Origin of the sequence: Burkholderia sp. Bp9143 (genome assembly GCF_003853645.1) — a bacterium.
Taxonomy (GTDB): domain Bacteria; phylum Pseudomonadota; class Gammaproteobacteria; order Burkholderiales; family Burkholderiaceae; genus Burkholderia.
In genome coordinates this window covers 12,624-29,969 of sequence record NZ_QTPO01000077.1, presented here as the reverse complement: position 1 = coordinate 29,969, position 17,346 = coordinate 12,624, and the positions used below count along the sequence as shown (strand labels likewise).

The following is a 17,346-nucleotide window of genomic DNA, read 5'->3' as shown; positions in this document are numbered from 1 at the left end:
ACGCCCGTGTTGTCCGACTTCACGCGGACCTTCACGTTGTAATCGACCACTCTTTTCACTGGCACCAGGATTTTCATGCACACGCTCCAAAGTTACGAATACGACCAGAGGCCATTCTATAGCGAGGCCTCATGACTGCGCGGCCAAGCGGACCCATCCATCGCGGCTATCGAGGATAGCGCTCCTCTTCGGCGCGCCGGCAATAACGAACGGTCGTTCTATTTTAAAAGAGAAAAAACCCGGACGCAAAGCCCGGGTTTTCGATCATCGACTCTAATCGTCACCGGGCGCGCCCAGCACCACGTGTTACCAGGCGGCGATGACCGCGCCGCCGAACTTCTGTTCGATGAACTGCTTCACTTCCGCGGAATGGTAGGCCGCAACCAGCTTCGCGACCCACGGCTTGCTCCGGTCGGCCTCGCGAATCGCGAGAATGTTCGCGTACGGGCCGTTCGGGCCCTCGATCGCGATCGCGTCCTGTTTCGGCTTCAACCCCGCTTCCATCGCGTAGTTGGTGTTGATGGCCGCCGCGTCGACGTCGCCGAGCGAGCGCGGAATCTGCGCCGCATCGAGCTCGACGATCTTCAGCTTGCGCGGATTGTCGACGATGTCGAGCGGCGTCGCCTTCAGTCCGGCGTCCGCACGTAACTTCAGCAGCCCCTGCTTCTGCAGCAACAGCAGCGCACGGCCGCCGTTAGTCGGATCGTTCGGCACCGCGATGCGCGCGCCGGGCTTCAACTCGGCCAGCGACTTCACCCGCTTCGAGTAGATGCCCATCGGGAACGTGACGGTATCCGCGACCTTGATCAGCTTGTAGCCGCGATCCTTCACCTGCGCCTGCAGATACGGATCGTGCTGGTAGCTGTTCGCGTCGAGATCGCCCGACGCGAGCGCCGCGTTCGGCTGCACGTAATCGGAGAATTCGACGACGCGGATGTCGAGGCCGCTCTTGGCCGCGACCTTCTTCACCACGTCCATGATCTGCGCGTGCGGGCCACCCGTCACGCCCACCTTGATGGTTTCGGCCTGCGCGTGCGCGCTTGCGAACAGCGCGGCCGCGCCGAGTGCGGCCGCGAACTTCAGCATGAAACGTCGTTGCATCGTCTCCCCCAACGAATGAATGTCGTTTTTACTTGTGGCTCAGCCGGCGCACGAGCCAGTCGCCGAACGACTGCACGATCTGCACGAACACGATCAGGATCGCGACGACCGTCCACATCACTTCCGGCAGATAGCGCTGGTAGCCGTAGCGGATCCCGAGATCGCCGAGCCCGCCGCCGCCGATCGCACCGGCCATCGCCGAATAGCCGACGAGCGATACGAACGTGATCGTCAGGCCCGCGACGATGCCCGGCAGCGATTCGGGCAGCAGCACCTTGAACACGATCTGCGACGTCGTCGCGCCCATCGACTGCGCGGCCTCGATCAGCCCGCGGTCGACCTCGCGCAGCGCGGTCTCGACCAGCCGCGCGACGAACGGCGCGGCCGCGAGCGTCAGCGGCACGACCGCCGCGGCCGTACCGATCGACGACCCCGTGACGAGCCGCGTGAGCGGAATGACCGCGACCAGCAGGATGATGAACGGTGTCGAGCGCACCGCATTCACGATGCCGCCGAGCACGCGATTCACGCCGAGGTTCTGCAGCACGCCCTGGCGGTCGGTCAGGTACAGCAGCACGCCGAGCGGCAGCCCGACGAGCGCGCCGACCGCTCCCGAGATGCCGACCATGATCAGCGTCTCCCAGAACGACTGCACGAACATATCGAACATCTCACTCAACATACGAAAGCTCCTCCACCACCACACCTTGCTCGCGCAGAAACGCGAGCGCCTGCCCGACCTTGCCCGGTTCGCCGCCCGCGAGCACCGCGAGGGACCCGAACGCCTGCCCCTGGATCTCGTCGATCTGGCCGTGCAGGATGTTGAAATCGAGTTCGTACCGGCGGATCGTCTCCGACAGGATCGGCTGGTCGACCCCCGAGCCGGTGAACGCGAGCCGCAGCAGATGCCCGCTGCCCGTCTTCAGCCGCTCGGCCACGCGTGCCTTCATCGCCGGCGGCAGTTCCTGCGCGATCACGTCGCCGATCAGCGCGCGCGTCACTTCGTGATGCGGCTGCAGGAACACGTCGATCACGCGGCCCTCTTCGACCACGCGGCCCGCGTCGAGCACCGCCACGCGATCGCACACCTGCTTGATCACTTCCATCTGGTGCGTGATCAGCACGATCGTCAGGCCGAGTTCGCGGTTGATGCGTTTCAGCAGGTCGAGGATCGCGCGGGTGGTCTCGGGATCGAGCGCCGATGTCGCTTCGTCCGACAGCAGCACCTTCGGCTTGCTCGCGAGCGCGCGGGCGATGCCGACGCGCTGCTTCTGGCCGCCGCTGATCTGCGCCGGATAGCGATCCTTCTGTGCGGACAGCCCGACGAGGTCGAGCAGCGGCAGCACGGCCGCCTCGATGTCGGCGCGGCTCGCGCCGGCCAGCTCAAGCGGCAGCGCGACGTTGTCGAACACCGTGCGCGACGACAGCAGGTTGAAGTGCTGGAAGATCATGCCGATCTCGCGGCGGGCTTCGCGCAGCGCGCCGGACGGCAGCAGCGTGAGATCGCGTCCGCCGACGACGACATTGCCTTCGGTCGGCCGCGTGAGCAGGTTGATGGTGCGCACGAGCGTGCTCTTGCCGGCCCCGCTTCGGCCGATGATGCCGAACACCTCGCCCTGCGGGATCGTCAGATTGACGTTGTGCAATGCGTCGACCCAGCCGGTCGGCCCCGGGAAACGCTGCGACAGATTGCGTAATTCGATCATGTAAACAAAGCGGCGGCCGACAGGCGAGGCCCGCCAGTCGGCCGCCGATGCATCTGGAATAACCGGCGATTTTACCGCAAACGCCTCATTCCACTTAATAATCGATTTCGATCTTTTCATAACCAGACGAAATTAGAGGAGCGCCGCTGGCCCGCCGCGGAAATGTCGCGACTATGATCCGGAACACCGATGCCAACGAACAGGGGACACGCCAGATGACCACCAGCACCACGCAGGCCGCCGCACCCGCCATCGCCACCATGGCACCGGGCCCGGTATCGCAGCCTGCCCCGCGGATGGGCCGGCTGCGTACCGCGGACGGGCTCGAACTGGCGTCGTATCGCTGGCCGGCCGGCGACGGCACGGTGCCGCCGCGCGCGACGATCGCGCTCGTGCACGGCCTCGCCGAGCATGCGGGCCGTTACGCGGCGCTCGCGGCCAGATTGAACGCGGCCGGCATCGACGTGCTGGCGATCGATCTGCGCGGGCACGGCCGGTCGCCCGGCAAACGCGCGTGGATCGAGCGTTTCGACGGGTACCTGAACGATGCGGATGCGCTGGTTGCCGAGGCCGCCCGCGGCGATACGCCGCTCTTCCTGATGGGGCACAGCATGGGCGGCGCGGTCGCGGCGCTGTATGCGATCGAACGCGTACCGGCCCGCGGCCACGCGCTGGCGGGCCTCGTGCTGTCGAGCCCGGCACTCGCGCCGGGACGCGACGTGCCGCGCTGGATGCTCGCGATGAGCCGCTTCATCAGCCGCGTGTGGCCGGGCTTCCCCGCGATCAGGATCGATGCGGCGCTGCTGTCGCGCGATCCGGCCGTCGTCGCGGCCAATCGTGCCGATCCGCTCGTGCACCACGGCGCGGTGCCGGCACGCACCGGCGCCGAAATCCTCGACGCGATGGCGCGCATCGAGCGCGGTCGCGGCGCGCTGCGCGTGCCGGTCCTCGTCTATCACGGCACCGAGGACAAGCTGACCGAACCCGACGGAAGCCGCGCGTTCGGCGCACACGTCGGCTCGCCCGATCGCACGCTGACGCTATACGAAGGCGGGTTCCACGAAACGATGAACGATCTCGAGCGCGACCGCGTGATCGATGCACTGATCGCGTGGATTCACTCGCACGTGCCGACGCGCTGAACGCGTGCCGCCCCGCTGCCGGTCAGATGCCGGCCAGCACGCGCAGGTGTGCGACGACGCTGCGCCCGAGTGCCGACAGGTTGTAGCCGCCCTCGAGACAGCTCACGATGCGGCCCTGCGCATGCCGGCGCGCGACGTCGACGATCTGCGCGGTCAGCCATTCGAAATCGGCCTCGACGAGACCGAGATTACCGATGTCGTCCTCGCGATGCGCGTCGAAACCGGCCGACACGAACAGCATTTGCGGCTTGAACGCGTCGAGACGCGGCAGCCAGAACATGTCGACCGCTTCGCGGATCGCCATCCCGTTGCTGCGCGCAGGCATCGGCAGGTTGACCATGTTCGGCGCCTGGTGATCGACGCCCGAGAACGGGTACAGCGGATGCTGGAAGAAGCTGCACATCAGCACGCGCTCGTCGTTCGCGAACGCGGCTTCGGTTCCGTTGCCGTGGTGCACGTCGAAATCGATGATCGCGACGCGCTCGAGGCCGTGGACGTCGAGCGCATGCCGCGCGGCGATCGCGACATTGTTGAAGAAGCAGAATCCCATCGCGCGCGCGGGTTCCGCGTGATGGCCGGGCGGCCGAACGCCGCAGAACGCATTCGCGTAGCGGCCTTCGATCACCGCGTCGGTCGCCGCGATCGCGGCGCCGGCCGCACGCAGCGCGGCGCGCCACGTGTCGCGGTTCATCAGCGTGTCCGGATCGATCTCGACGTAGCCGTCGACGGGCGTCATGCTGCGGATGTAGTCGATATGGGCCTGCGTATGCACGCGGCCCAGCGCCACCTCGCTCGCGAACGGCGCGGTTTCGTGCACGATCAGGTCGTCGATGCGGCTCGCGATCAGCTGATCCTGGATCGCCGACAGTCGGGCCGGGCATTCCGGATGCCATTCCCCCATCTCGTGCAGCATGCAGTCGGGGTGCGTATAGAAGGCGGTTGCCATAAGCTGTCATCCGCGACGCAGGGTGCGCCGCAGGTCTCCATCAATGATGTCCATCGTCTGCCGCGAATTCGCCGCTAACTTACCACAACGGTGCGCTGCTTCGCCCCGGTACGCAAGATGCGTCGGGTATACTGCGCCGAACCCCATCGCCCTGTCCGCCCGCTTCGACATGAATTCCAGCAAGCCTGCCGCCCTTCTCTCCACGCTGTTCCACGTTCGCATTCCGCTCGTTGCCGCTGCCGTCGCCGCTACCCTGGCCGCCGCACCTGCCGTCGCGCAGACGCAGCCTGCGAAGTCACCCGGCACGCTCGTCGCGCAGGCGCAACCGCAGCAGCCGGCGCCGCAAGGCCAGACCTTCGAAGAGGAGATCGTTCCGCAGCGTTACGCGAGCAACGCAAAGGTCGATGCGTTCATCGACGAGATGGTGAGCCGCAACGGCTTCGATTCCGCGAGCCTGCATGCGCTGTTCTCGCGCATCAGCTACTCGGCCACCGCCGTGAAGCTCGTGAAGCCGGCGCCGACGCCTTCGGTGAAGAACTGGCGCGTCTATCGTTCGCGCTTCATCGAACCGATTCGCATCAACGCGGGCGTGAAATTCTGGAAGGCGAACCAGGCAACGCTGCAGCGCGCGTCCCAGGAATTCGGCGTGCCGCCCGAAGTGATCGTCGGCATCATCGGCGTCGAAACAATCTATGGCCGCTACATGGGCAACTTCCGCGTGCTCGATACGCTGACGACGCTCACGTTCGACTACCCGGACACGCCGAATCGCGACAGCCGCCAGGCCACGTTCCGCAAGAACCTCGAGGACTTCCTCGTCTGGACCCGCGACAACCAGCTCGACCCGACCACCGTGCTCGGCTCGTATACGGGTGCGATCGGCATCCCGCAGTTCCTGCCGAGCAGCATCCGCGAGTATGCGGTCGACTACGACGGCGGCGGCCACGTCGATCTGCGCAGTAGTCCTGCCGATGCGATCGGCAGCGTCGCGAACTACCTGAAGCAACACGGCTGGGAAACCGATCGCCCGGTGGTCTGGCAGATCACGCCCGACACGGGCAGCCTCGGCATCGCCCAGGCGGCCGCGGACGGCCAGCCCGAACCGCACTGGGCACTGTCGCAACTGCTGCGCGCCGGCATGACGCTCAACGAGCCGATGGTCAATATCACCACCGAAGCCGGCACGCCTGTCACCGTGGTCGATCTGCCGTCGCCGGGGCGCGCGACCGAATACATGCTCGGCCTCAAGAACTTCTACGTGCTGACGCGCTACAACCGAAGCTTCTTCTACGCGCTCACCGTGTACCAGCTCGGCGAAGCGGTGAAGGCGCAGATGGAAGCGAGTGGCGCGCTGCCGCTGCCTGCGGCGGACACGGAAGCGCCGGCGCAGTAAGCGCGGCCCGCGCAAAGAAAAAGCGCCGCTTGTGCGGCGCTTTTTTATCGCGCGGTTCTGCGGATGCCGTTCCGGCTCAGGCAGGAAACACGCCGGTCGACAGGTAGCGGTCGCCGCGATCGCAGACGATGAACACGATCGTCGCGTTTTCGACCTGACGCGCGATGCGCATCGCGACTTCGCATGCGCCACCCGACGAGATGCCGGCAAAGATGCCTTCGACGGCCGCGAGCCGGCGCGCCATCGTTTCCGCCGCCGCCTGGCTCAAGTTCTCGACGCGATCGACGCGGCTGCGATCGAAGATCGTCGGCATATAGGCTTCCGGCCACTTGCGAATGCCCGGAATGCGCGACCCGTCTTCCGGCTGCGCGCCGACGATCTCGATCGCCGGATTCTGCTCCTTCAGATAGCGCGACGTGCCCATGATCGTGCCCGTCGTGCCCATTGCCGACACGAAGTGCGTGACGCGACCTTCGGTGTCGCGCCAGATCTCCGGGCCCGTTCCTTCGTAGTGCGCGATCGGGTTGTCGGGGTTGCCGAACTGATCGAGGATCACGCCCTTGCCTTCGCGCTGCATCTGCTCCGCGAGGTCGCGCGCCAGTTCCATACCGCCCTTTACCGGCGTCAGGATGATTTCGGCGCCGTAAGCGGCCATGCTCTGGCGACGCTCGACCGACAGGTCCTCCGGCATGATCAGCACCATCTTGTAACCGCGGATCGCCGCGGCCATCGCGAGTGCGATGCCCGTGTTGCCGCTCGTCGCCTCGATCAGCGTATCGCCCGGCTTGATACGACCGCGCGCCTCGGCCTTGCTGATCATCGACAGCGCCGGGCGATCCTTCACGGAGCCGGCCGGATTGTTGCCTTCCAGCTTCGCGAGCACCACGTTGTTGCGTGCGCGAATCTCGTCGTCCGGCAGGCGGACCAGTTGCACGAGCGGCGTGTTGCCAATCGTGTCTTCGATAGTTTTGTAAGCCATGGGGATACCGTGAGTGCGAGGCCGATCAATCAATTAATTGTAAACCAGCACAGAGGCTCGCGCCGGCAACCCCATTGTGACGATGGAATAGGCGTGCCTCACGATTCACGATTGTGCGCGTGCAGCATGCACGCAAAAAACCCGCGGCATGCCGCGGGAAGCCGTCGCAACGACGACGACTGAAGGAGCCCTTTGTCTCGTGTGCGTTACTTCTGCGCAGTGCGGGCAGGCGCCGCGGCAGGTTTCGCCGCAGCGGGCTTGCCCGCGGCAGGTGCCAGCGCGCCCGAGCCTGCCGCGCCGATCGTCAGCCCCTCCTGCTGAAGGCGCTCGACCGTATGACCGCCCATGCCTTTCACGCGCGATGCGAGATCGTCTGCATTCCTGAACGGCCCGCGTGCGCCGCGCTCGTCGAGAATCGCCTTTGCACGCGCGGGACCGATGCCCTTGATGCCGACGAGTGCATCCTCGTTGGCGGTATTGACATCGACGGCCGCCCAGGCCGACGCGATCGCGCCGAACATCACGGCGGCGGCAAACCATTTCCTGATCATGTGCTGGATCTCCGGTGAAAACGGTCGGCGGCTGCCGACCGTGAGACCCAGTCTAACGATGCGGCGCGTGGACTTAAACCTGGCCGGACAGCCAACGCACGTAGCGGTCGACACCTTCCTGCACCGTCAGGAACGATGCATCGTAGCCGGCGGCACGCAGTTTCGTCTGGTCGGCCTGCGTGAAGCACTGGTACTTGCCGCGCAGCGCATCCGGGAACGGCACGTATTCGATCAGCCCTTGCTCGACCTGCTGCGCGAGCGTCAGCGGCGGCAGGTTGTCGAGCGCGCGCAGCGTGTTCACGACCGTCGACGCGATGTCATTGAACGGTTGTGCACGGCCGGTGCCGAGGTTGAAGATGCCCGACTTCTCCGGATGATCGAAGAAGAACAGGTTCACCTTCGCGACGTCCTCGACCGACACGAAGTCGCGCGTCTGCTCGCCCGGCGCATAACCGTTGTACTCGCCGAACAGCTTGACCTTGCCTTCCGCGCGGAACTGGTTGAAGTTGTGGAACGCGACCGACGCCATGCGACCCTTGTGCGTCTCGCGCGGACCGTACACGTTGAAGTAGCGGAACCCGGCGATCTGGCTCTTCGCGCTCGGCAGCACGCGGCGGATCACCTGGTCGAACAGGAACTTCGAATAGCCGTAGACGTTCAGCGGTGCCTCGACCTCGCGCTCCTCGACGAAACGCGTCGAGCCGCCGTAGATCGCCGCCGACGACGCGTACAGGAACTGCGCGCCCTGCGCGAGGCACGCATCGAGCACCGCGCGGCTGTAGCGGAAGTTGTTGTCCATCATGTAGCGGCCGTCGGTTTCCATCGTATCGGAACAGGCGCCCTCATGGAACACCGCGCGCACCTTGCCGAAATCGCCGCGCGCGAAACGCTCGACGAATTCCGTCTTGTCGAGATAGTCGTCGATCTCGCAATCGACGAGATTGCGGAACTTGTCCGCGCGAGTCAGATTGTCGACCGCGATGATGCGCGACTCGCCGCGCTCGTTGAGCGCCTTGACGATGTTCGCGCCGATAAAACCGGCTGCGCCGGTGACGATGATGGTCATGGTCGTCCTGCCTGAAAAATGGGAGCCATCCGGGCGGCACGCTCGCCGCCCGATGCGCTCAGTGAAACAGTTCGTCGTAGTCGACGGTCGCCGTGCCGAGCTTCCCGACCACGATACCCGCGGCACGGTTCGCCAGCACGACGGCATCGACGAGCGGCACGCCTGCGCCGAGCATTGTCGCGACGGTCGCGATCACGGTATCGCCCGCACCCGACACGTCGTACACCTCGCGCGCGAGCGCCGGCGCGTGCAGTTCGCCCGCGGCGGAAAAGAGCGTCATCCCCTCTTCCGAACGCGTGAGCAGCAACGCATCGAGATCGAGCTCAGCACGCAGCTTCGCAACACGCGCGCGCAGATCGTCTTCCGAATGCCACTGACCGACGACTTCGCGCAACTCGGCACGGTTCGGCGTGATCAGCGATGCGCCGCGATAGCGCACCCAGTCGCCGCCCTTCGGATCGACGAGCACCGGCTTGCCGGCCGCGCGCGCCTTCTCGATCATCGTCGTCACGTGCGTCAGCCCGCCTTTCGCGTAATCCGACATCAGCACGACGTCGTGCTGCGGCAGCAGCGCGTCGAACCGCGCGAGCCCGGCGAGCAGCACCTCGTGCGTCGGCATCGCTTCGAAATCGACGCGCAGCAGTTGCTGCTGGCGCGCAAGCACGCGCAGCTTGATGGTCGTCGGCAGCGCCGCATCGCGCTCGAGATGGGGCGTCACCCCGCTGCTACCGAGCAGTTCGACGATCCGCTCACCGGGTTCGTCGCAGCCGACCACGCACAGCAGCCCGGCCTGACCGCCGAGCGTCACGGCGTTGCGCGCGACGTTGGCCGCACCGCCGAGCCGCTCTTCCTGACGTTGCACGTGCACGACGGGCACCGGCGCTTCCGGTGAAATACGGTCGACGTTGCCGAACCAGTAGCGGTCGAGCATCACGTCGCCGACGACGAGCACGCGCGAACGCGCGAGCTGCGCGCGTGGGACCGGCACCACTTCGCGAAGGGTGGTCATCGTGCGATCATCCACGGGAGGAGGACTGGGGATCGACATGCGGACGCCCGATCGCATGGTAGTCGATACCGAGTTCGGCCATCGCATCCGGTTCGTACAGGTTGCGTCCGTCGAAGATAACCGGCGCCTTCAGTTCGGCCTTCAGGCGCGTGAAATCCGGGCTCCGGAATTCCTTCCACTCGGTGACGATCACGAGCGCATCCGCGGCGGTCACGGCCGCGTCCTGGGTATCGACGAAATGCAGGCGCGCAAGCGCGTCGGAAGCCTCGCCGAGATCGAGCGCGAACACGCGGCGCGCCTCGTCGATCGCAACCGGATCGTACGCGCGCACGATCGCGCCACGCCCGAGCAGCGCGGCGATCAGCCGACGGCTCGGCGCCTCGCGCATGTCGTCCGTATTCGGCTTGAACGCGAGGCCCCAGACCGCGAACTCGCGACCGGTCAGGTCCGCGCCGAAGCGCTGCTCGATCTTGCCGATCAGCACGTCCTTCTGCGCGGAGTTGGCCGCTTCGACGGCCTCCAGGATGCGCAGTGGCTGGCCGTTCTCACCGGCGGCGCGGATCAGCGCCTGCACGTCCTTCGGGAAGCACGAGCCGCCGTAGCCGACGCCCGCGTACAGGAAGTGATAGCCGATGCGCGGATCTGAACCGATCCCGCGGCGCACGGCTTCGATGTCGGCACCGACCTTGTCGGCGAGATTCGACATCTCGTTCATGAAAGAGATGCGCGTCGCGAGCATCGCATTCGCCGCATATTTCGCGAATTCCGCGGAACGCACGTCCATGTAGATCGTGCGCTCGTGATTGCGGTTGAACGGCGCGTACAGCTTCTTCATCTTCTCGCGCGCCACCGTGCCCGTCTCGTCGTCGTCGACACCGATGATGATCCGGTCCGGGCGCATGAAGTCCTCGACTGCCGCGCCTTCCTTCAGGAATTCCGGATTCGATACGACCGAGAAACGGTGCGCGACGCTGCCCGCGAGCCCGCGTGCGCCGAGCGCCTCGTCGACCACCGCGCGCACGCGCTGCGCCGTACCGACCGGCACCGTCGACTTGTCGACGATCACCTTGAAACCGGTCATGTAACGACCGATGTTGCGCGCGGCCTCGAGCACGTATTGCAGGTCGGCCGAACCGTCCTCGTCGGGCGGCGTGCCGACCGCGATGAACTGGATCTCTCCGTGCGCGACGCTCGCCTCGATGTCGGTCGAGAAGCGCAGACGCCCCGCCGCGCGATTGCGCGCAATGATGTCCAGCAGGCCCGGTTCGTGAATCGGCATCCCGCCATTGTTCAGGATCTCGATCTTGCGCGGATCGACATCCAGACAAAAGACGTCGTGGCCGATCTCGGCGAGGCAGGAGCCCGTGACAAGACCGACATAGCCGGTGCCAATGATGGTGATTTTCATAGATGTTCCGGTACGTCCCGGTAATTGACTAACTTGGCCGCCGGGCTGGACCCGGCGGCAACCGCACCGCGTCGGCGCCGCGCGCCGGGGTCAACCCGGCATCGCGGGTTCGACGCGGCGCGGCGCATAGGTTTCCCACCCGCTGCATCCGGGGCACTGCCAGTAGAAGAGCCGCGCCCGGAAACCGCAATTCTGGCACGTATAGCGTGGCAGATTTTTGGTGCGCTGCTTGATCAGCGCACGCATCATTTCAAGTTCCTTACGGCGCGGCTCGTCGGCGGCCGCGATCTGCGCATCGAGCAGGTGCAGCATGCCCGACAGGTTCGGCGACTTCTCCATCTGCGTGCGCGCGAGCGTATGCGCCGCTTCCTGGCCGCGCAACCCGGCGATATGCTGATACGCAATATCGAGCAGGTCGTTCGACGGATAGCGATCGACGTAGTCCATCAGCAGTTCGGCGCCCTCGACCAGTTTGTCGAGCGCGACATGGGCCTTCATGAGCTTGTCCGCGACGAGCGGCAGATAAGCGGGATTCTGCGCCTCGACGCGCTTCCAGTGCTCGATCGCGGCCGCGTGATCGCCCGCCGCCTGCGCGGCATCGCCGGACAGGATCGTCGCGCGGACGTTCTGCGGGTTCGCGGCAAGCGCGAGCTTCAACTGCTCGGCCGCGGCCGAGGAGTTCTTGCGTTGCAGCGCATCCTGCGCAAGTTCGCAATGGAACTGCGCGATTTCGGTGCCGAGTGGCTTGTCGCTCATCGATTCGATGCGCTTCGCGGTATCGATCGACTTGTTCCAGTCCTTCTCGATCTCGTAGATCGTCAGCAGCGCCCGCTGCGCGCCCAGCGCGTAGTCGCCGTCGGCGAGCCGGTGGAAGGCCTCCTCGGCACGATCGAGCAGGCCGGCCTTCAGGAAATCCTGGCCAAGCTCGTACAGCGCGTGGTCGCGCTCGTTTACCGGCAGGTCCGTGCGGCTCAGCAGATTCTGGTGCACGCGGATCGCACGGTCCGTTTCACCGCGGCGGCGAAACAGGTTGCCGAGCGCGAAGTGCAGTTCGACCGTCTCGGGGTCGAGCTTCGCGACCTCGATGAACGCGTCGATCGCCTTGTCCGGTTGTTCGTTCAACAGAAAGTTCAGGCCGCGGAAATACGACCGCGGCAGGTTGGCGCTCTCCGACAGGAGGTTCTTCAGGTCATAGCGTGACGCCGCCCAGCCGAGCGCGAACGCCACCGGAATCGCGAGCAACCACCAGAAATCCAGATCCATGCGAAATATCGAAGCAGAGACGAAAACCGCGCGAGGATCGCGCGGCGTCCGTGTTAAATGACGGGCGGCATCGGCGGCTGGTCGACGATGGCCGGGGTTTCGCGCGCCGCGCGCAGATCGCGCTTCAGGCGCCCGTTCTCGAGGCGCAGGCGGAAGGTCGCCGGCAGCGCCGACAGCAGGCCGGCCAGCAGCCCGACGACGAAGAACGCGAGGCCGATCAGGATCAGCGGCGCTTGCCATGCATAGCCGGCAACGAAATTCAGCGTCGCGGTTTGCGTATTGGCCAGTGCAAGCACCAGCAGCAGCACGAACACCAACACCCGGATCAGCCAGACGATAAACTTCATATAACCCTCTCTTTGTTGAGGTTTGCCGTGGCGCGCGACTCCCCTTCGCGGCGCCGAATCGACCCGTATTGTAAAGGAAGCGTTTCCGCGTCACCGCACATCCTGCGCACGCGTATTGCCACGCGGCAGCCGGAAATGAAAAAAGCGCCCGCAAGGGGCGCTTTTTTCTTCAGCCTTTGCCGGACGGATTCCGGGCAAGCCGCACGACGTTCAACGTTCGTCGTCCGGATCATCAGCTTTCAGCGGCTCGCCGGCGCGGCCGTCGACGCGTTCGCGCAATTCCTTGCCGGGTTTGAAGTGAGGCACGAACTTCTCGGGCACCTGCACTTTCTCCCCCGACTTCGGGTTGCGTCCGACGCGCGCCGGGCGACGGTTGAGGCCGAAGCTGCCGAAACCCCGAATTTCGATGCGATGCCCTTTCGACAAGGCGTCGGACATCGCATCGAGCATCGTTTTCACCGCGAAATCCGCATCCTTGAGGACAAGTTGCGGAAATCGCAGTGCCAGCTGCGCGACCAACTCGGATTTGGTCATACTTCAGCAGACCTCGTGAGGCTTACTGGTTCTGGCCGTCGAGCTTCGCCTTCAGCAGCGCGCCGAGGTTGGTCGTACCGGTCGCAGCAGCGCTGGTGTCCGACTGCAGGCCGCGGATCGCTTCCTGTTGTTCAGCCGAATCCTTCGCCTTGATCGACAGGTTGATGCCACGCGACTTGCGATCGATGTTGATCACCATCGCGTTGACCTTGTCGCCTTCCTTCAGCACGTTGCGTGCGTCTTCGACACGATCCTGCGAGATTTCCGATGCACGCAGGTAGCCTTCGATGTCGCCCGTCAGCGTGATGACAGCGCCCTTCGCATCGACCGACTTCACCACGCCGTCGACGATCGAACCCTTGTCGTTCATTGCAACGTAGTTGCTGAACGGGTCGCCTTCGAGCTGCTTGATGCCGAGCGAAATACGCTCCTTCTCGACGTCGATGCCAAGCACGATCGCTTCGACTTCGTCGCCCTTCTTGTACTTGCGAACGGCTTCTTCGCCGGCTTCGCTCCACGACAGGTCCGACAGGTGAACCAGGCCGTCGATGCCGCCCGGCAGACCGATGAACACGCCGAAGTCGGTGATCGACTTGATTGCGCCCGTGATCTTGTCGCCCTTCTTGAAGTTGCGGCTGAAGTCATCCCACGGATTCGGCTTGCACTGCTTCATGCCGAGGCTGATACGACGACGGTCTTCGTCGATCTCGAGGACCATGACTTCGACTTCGTCGCCGAGCTGGACAACCTTCGACGGAGCAACGTTCTTGTTGGTCCAGTCCATTTCCGACACGTGGACGAGGCCTTCGATGCCCGATTCCACTTCGACGAATGCGCCGTAGTCGGTGATGTTCGTGACCTTGCCGAACAGACGCGTGCCCGACGGGTAACGGCGCGAGATGCCTTCCCACGGATCGTCGCCCAGTTGCTTGATGCCCAGCGAGACGCGGTTCTTCTCTTGGTCGAACTTGAGGATCTTCGCGGTGACTTCCTGGCCAACCGACAGGACTTCGCTCGGGTGACGCACACGACGCCATGCGATGTCGGTGATGTGCAGCAGGCCGTCGATGCCGCCGAGGTCGACGAACGCGCCGTAGTCGGTGATGTTCTTGACCACGCCGTTGACGATCGCGCCTTCCTTCAGCGTCTCAAGCAGCTTCGCGCGCTCTTCGCCTTGCGTTGCTTCGATCACTGCACGACGCGACAGCACGACGTTGTTACGCTTGCGATCGAGCTTGATCACGCGGAACTCGAGCGTCTTGCCTTCGTACGGGGTCGTGTCCTTGACCGGACGCGTGTCGACCAGCGAACCCGGCAGGAACGCGCGGATGCCGTTGACCATCACGGTCATGCCGCCCTTCACCTTGCCGGTGATCGTGCCGGTGACGAGTTCGTTGTTGTCGAGGGCCTTTTCCAGCGACAGCCACGATGCAAGGCGCTTCGCCTTGTCGCGCGACAGGATCGTGTCGCCGTAGCCGTTTTCGAGTGCGTCGATCGCGACGGACACGAAATCGCCCGACTGCACCTCAACCTCGCCCTGATCGTTCAGGAATTCCTCGATCGGAATGTAAGCCTCGGACTTCAGGCCTGCATTGACGACCACGAAGTTGTGGTCGACGCGCACGACTTCGGCGGAAATCACTTCGCCGGCGCGCATGTCTTGGCGGGTCAGCGACTCTTCGAACAGAGCCGCAAAGGATTCGGTATTCGGGGTGGAGGTTTGCAGGTCGGACATAAAAATCTGATTGTGCATGGATCGCTGTGCCACGCCGGCCGGGTTGGCAGGCTGAAAGGGCCAGATCGAAGTCCACACGGGGTTAAGGGTTCGAAACACGCTCCGCACTTCTCGCGCGAAGCACCTACTACTGCCCGCTTTCTCAGGCGAGCTGGCCGAGCGCCCGGTACCACTGCAGCACCTGGTCGACAGCTTCATCGACCGACAGCGCCGACGTATCGAGCAGCTTGGCATCTGCCGCGGGCTTCAGCGGCGCGGCGGCGCGATTGCTGTCGCGCGCGTCACGTTCACGAAGATCCCGGAGCAAGTTATCTATATTAGCAGAAAAACCTTTTTGCATCAATTGCTTATGCCGTCTGGCCGCGCGCGCCTCCGCGCTGGCCGTCAGGAACACCTTCAGCACGGCGTCCGGGAAGATCACGGTACCCATGTCGCGCCCGTCGGCGACGAGGCCCGGCGTCTTGCGGAACGCGCGCTGGCGCGCGACGAGCGCGGCACGGACCGGCCCGTGCACGGCAATCGCCGACGCGCGGTTGCCGACCGCTTCGGCGCGGATGTCGTTCGACACGTCGACGCCGTCGAGCTGCGCGCAGCCCTCGCGGAACGTGATGTGAAGATCGTCGATCAGCTTCACGAGCGCGTCGATGTCCTCCGCCGCGATGCCGTAGCGCACGCTCGCGAGTGCCGCGAGACGGTACAGCGCGCCGCTGTCGAGCAGGTGGAAGCCGAGATGCGCGGCGACGAGCGCCGCGACGGTCCCCTTGCCGGAAGCTGTCGGACCGTCGATCGTGATGACGGGGGTCGGGTGAAAGGGTCGGGTCGATTTCATCGGTACGGTCGGGTCAGGCCTTGGCGAGCGCGGCAAAGCGGTCGAAATAGTCGGGGAACGTCTTGCCGACGCACTTCGGATCGTTGATCCGCACGGGCACGCCGCCCAGGCTGACGAGCGAGAAGCACATCGCCATCCGGTGATCGTCGTACGTGTCGATCGCGGCGTTCGGCGTAAGCCGTTGCGGCGGCGTGACGACCAGATAGTCGGGGCCTTCCTCGACGATCGCGCCGACCTTGCGCAACTCGGTCGCCATCGCGGCGATGCGATCGGTTTCCTTCACGCGCCAGCTCGCGATGTTGCGCAGCGTGCTCGTGCCGCTCGCGAACAGCGCCGCGACCGCGATGGTCATCGCCGCGTCGGGAATCAGGTTGAAGTCCATGTCGATCGGCTCGAGCTTGCCGTGGTCGTGGCCGATGCCGCGCACCTCGATCCAGTCGTCGCCCATCGATACGTTCGCGCCCATCTGCATCAGCGCATTGGCGAAGCCGACGTCGCCCTGGATGCTCGCGCGCCCCACGCCCTCGACGCGCAGTGGGCCGCCGCCGAGCGCGCCGGCTGCGAGGAAGTACGAGGCCGACGACGCATCGCCCTCGACCATGATGCGGCCCGGCGAACGGTAGCGGACGCCGGCCGGCACGACGAAGCGCTGCCAGCCGTCGCGCTCGACGGTCACGCCGAAGCGCTCCATCAGCCGGATCGTGATGTCGATGTACGGCTTCGAGATCAGTTCTCCGTCGACTTCGACGACGATCCTGCCGTCCTTCGCCTTCACGAGCGGCAGCGTCATCAGCAGCGCCGTGAGGAACTGACTCGACACGTCGCCGCGCACGCGGATCGGCGCGTCGACCGTGATTGCCGCGGGCTTGATCCGCAGCGGCGGAAAGCCTTCATTTTGCTCGTAGTCGATCTGCGCGCCGATCTGCCGCAGGCCGTCGACGAGATCGCCGATCGGCCGCTCGTGCATGCGCGGCACGCCGTGAACGCGATAGTCGCCGCCATTGACCGCGAGTGCCGCCGTCAACGGTCGCACCGCGGTGCCCGCGTTGCCAAGGAACAGGTCGGCAGTCTTCGCGGTGAACGCGCCGCGCGTGCCGGTGACGACACAGGTGTCGCCCTCGCGCGCGAGCTTCACGCCGAGCTTGCCGAGCGCATCCAGCATCACGCGCGTGTCGTCGGAATCCAGCAGGTTGGTGATCGTCGTGTCGCCTTCGGCAAGAGCCGCGAGCAGCAGCACGCGGTTCGAGATGCTTTTCGAGCCGGGCAAGCGCACGGTGCCCGATGCACTGGAATACGGGCCGAGATCGAGATAGTCCATGGGAGTCGTCCTGTTTCCT

Annotated in this window: 17 protein-coding genes and 1 pseudogene; 2 read left to right on the top strand and 16 right to left on the bottom strand. The window is 65.2% G+C overall.

Annotated features, from left to right (window positions below; all coding sequences use genetic code 11):
- The 4 genes and pseudogenes from DIE23_RS36320 to DIE23_RS36305 all read right to left on the bottom strand — a co-directional run.
- A pseudogene (locus DIE23_RS36320) lies at positions 1-77 on the bottom strand (electron transfer flavoprotein subunit beta/FixA family protein); the annotation flags it as partial.
- Positions 78-306: 229 nt separating this feature from the next.
- A complete protein-coding gene (locus DIE23_RS36315) occupies positions 307-1,101 on the bottom strand; it encodes a MetQ/NlpA family ABC transporter substrate-binding protein (RefSeq protein ID WP_124606140.1) in 795 nt (264 codons plus the stop codon).
- 28 nt (positions 1,102-1,129) lie between these two features.
- The gene (locus DIE23_RS36310) at positions 1,130-1,783 is read right to left on the bottom strand and encodes a methionine ABC transporter permease (protein ID WP_014897715.1); all 654 of its coding nucleotides are present in this window, start codon (positions 1,781-1,783) and stop codon (positions 1,130-1,132) included.
- A complete protein-coding gene (locus tag DIE23_RS36305) occupies positions 1,773-2,807 on the bottom strand; it encodes a methionine ABC transporter ATP-binding protein (RefSeq protein WP_124617374.1) in 1,035 nt (344 codons plus the stop codon). Before DIE23_RS36305 ends, DIE23_RS36310 begins: the two co-directional genes overlap by 11 nt.
- 215 nt (positions 2,808-3,022) lie before the next feature.
- On the opposite strand from DIE23_RS36305, the gene DIE23_RS36300 reads away from it, so the two are divergent.
- The gene (locus DIE23_RS36300) at positions 3,023-3,949 is read left to right on the top strand and encodes an alpha/beta hydrolase (protein ID WP_260436334.1); all 927 of its coding nucleotides are present in this window, start codon (positions 3,023-3,025) and stop codon (positions 3,947-3,949) included.
- A 22-nt stretch (positions 3,950-3,971) separates the two neighbouring features.
- Here the strand turns inward: DIE23_RS36300 and DIE23_RS36295 are convergent, their stop codons facing one another.
- Positions 3,972-4,895 (bottom strand): histone deacetylase family protein, encoded by a 924-nt coding sequence (locus tag DIE23_RS36295; RefSeq protein ID WP_011351344.1) that lies wholly within the window; start codon positions 4,893-4,895, stop codon positions 3,972-3,974.
- A 43-nt stretch (positions 4,896-4,938) separates the two neighbouring features.
- On the opposite strand from DIE23_RS36295, the gene mltB reads away from it, so the two are divergent.
- Entirely contained in the window at positions 4,939-6,288 is a 1,350-nt protein-coding gene (gene mltB / locus DIE23_RS36290; RefSeq protein WP_124617372.1) for a lytic murein transglycosylase B, read from the top strand.
- Between the two features lie 76 nt (positions 6,289-6,364).
- On the opposite strand, the gene cysM is transcribed toward mltB, so the two are convergent.
- The 11 genes from cysM to aroA all read right to left on the bottom strand — a co-directional run bounded on the left by cysM (position 6,365) and on the right by aroA (position 17,327).
- On the bottom strand, positions 6,365-7,267 hold the full coding sequence (gene cysM / locus DIE23_RS36285; protein ID WP_124617371.1) for a cysteine synthase CysM: 903 nt from the start codon (positions 7,265-7,267) through the stop codon (positions 6,365-6,367).
- Between the two features lie 206 nt (positions 7,268-7,473).
- A complete protein-coding gene (locus DIE23_RS36280; protein ID WP_124617370.1) occupies positions 7,474-7,818 on the bottom strand; it encodes a helix-hairpin-helix domain-containing protein in 345 nt (114 codons plus the stop codon).
- 73 nt (positions 7,819-7,891) lie between these two features.
- A complete protein-coding gene (gene rfaD, locus DIE23_RS36275; RefSeq protein WP_124617368.1) occupies positions 7,892-8,884 on the bottom strand; it encodes an ADP-glyceromanno-heptose 6-epimerase in 993 nt (330 codons plus the stop codon).
- 58 nt (positions 8,885-8,942) lie between these two features.
- Complete coding sequence (gene rfaE1 / locus DIE23_RS36270; RefSeq protein WP_124617366.1) at positions 8,943-9,893, bottom strand: D-glycero-beta-D-manno-heptose-7-phosphate kinase; 951 nt, start codon at positions 9,891-9,893, stop codon at positions 8,943-8,945.
- Positions 9,894-9,900: 7 nt separating this feature from the next.
- Positions 9,901-11,301 (bottom strand): UDP-glucose/GDP-mannose dehydrogenase family protein, encoded by a 1,401-nt coding sequence (locus DIE23_RS36265; protein WP_124617364.1) that lies wholly within the window; start codon positions 11,299-11,301, stop codon positions 9,901-9,903.
- Positions 11,302-11,391: 90 nt separating this feature from the next.
- Positions 11,392-12,564, bottom strand: a complete 1,173-nt coding sequence (gene lapB, locus DIE23_RS36260; RefSeq protein ID WP_124617362.1) for a lipopolysaccharide assembly protein LapB — start codon at positions 12,562-12,564, stop codon at positions 11,392-11,394.
- Positions 12,565-12,617: 53 nt separating this feature from the next.
- Positions 12,618-12,911 (bottom strand): lipopolysaccharide assembly protein LapA domain-containing protein, encoded by a 294-nt coding sequence (locus DIE23_RS36255; RefSeq protein WP_124617360.1) that lies wholly within the window; start codon positions 12,909-12,911, stop codon positions 12,618-12,620.
- 210 nt (positions 12,912-13,121) lie between these two features.
- A complete protein-coding gene (locus tag DIE23_RS36250; RefSeq protein WP_006750752.1) occupies positions 13,122-13,445 on the bottom strand; it encodes an integration host factor subunit beta in 324 nt (107 codons plus the stop codon).
- Positions 13,446-13,467: 22 nt separating this feature from the next.
- Positions 13,468-15,180: a 30S ribosomal protein S1 gene (gene rpsA, locus DIE23_RS36245; protein WP_044844859.1), complete on the bottom strand. Its 1,713-nt coding sequence runs from the start codon at positions 15,178-15,180 to the stop codon at positions 13,468-13,470.
- A gap of 142 nt (positions 15,181-15,322) precedes the next feature.
- The gene (gene cmk, locus DIE23_RS36240) at positions 15,323-16,009 is read right to left on the bottom strand and encodes a (d)CMP kinase (RefSeq protein ID WP_124617358.1); all 687 of its coding nucleotides are present in this window, start codon (positions 16,007-16,009) and stop codon (positions 15,323-15,325) included.
- A 13-nt stretch (positions 16,010-16,022) separates the two neighbouring features.
- Complete coding sequence (gene aroA, locus DIE23_RS36235; RefSeq protein ID WP_124617356.1) at positions 16,023-17,327, bottom strand: 3-phosphoshikimate 1-carboxyvinyltransferase; 1,305 nt, start codon at positions 17,325-17,327, stop codon at positions 16,023-16,025.
- Positions 17,328-17,346: the final 19 nt, after the last annotated feature.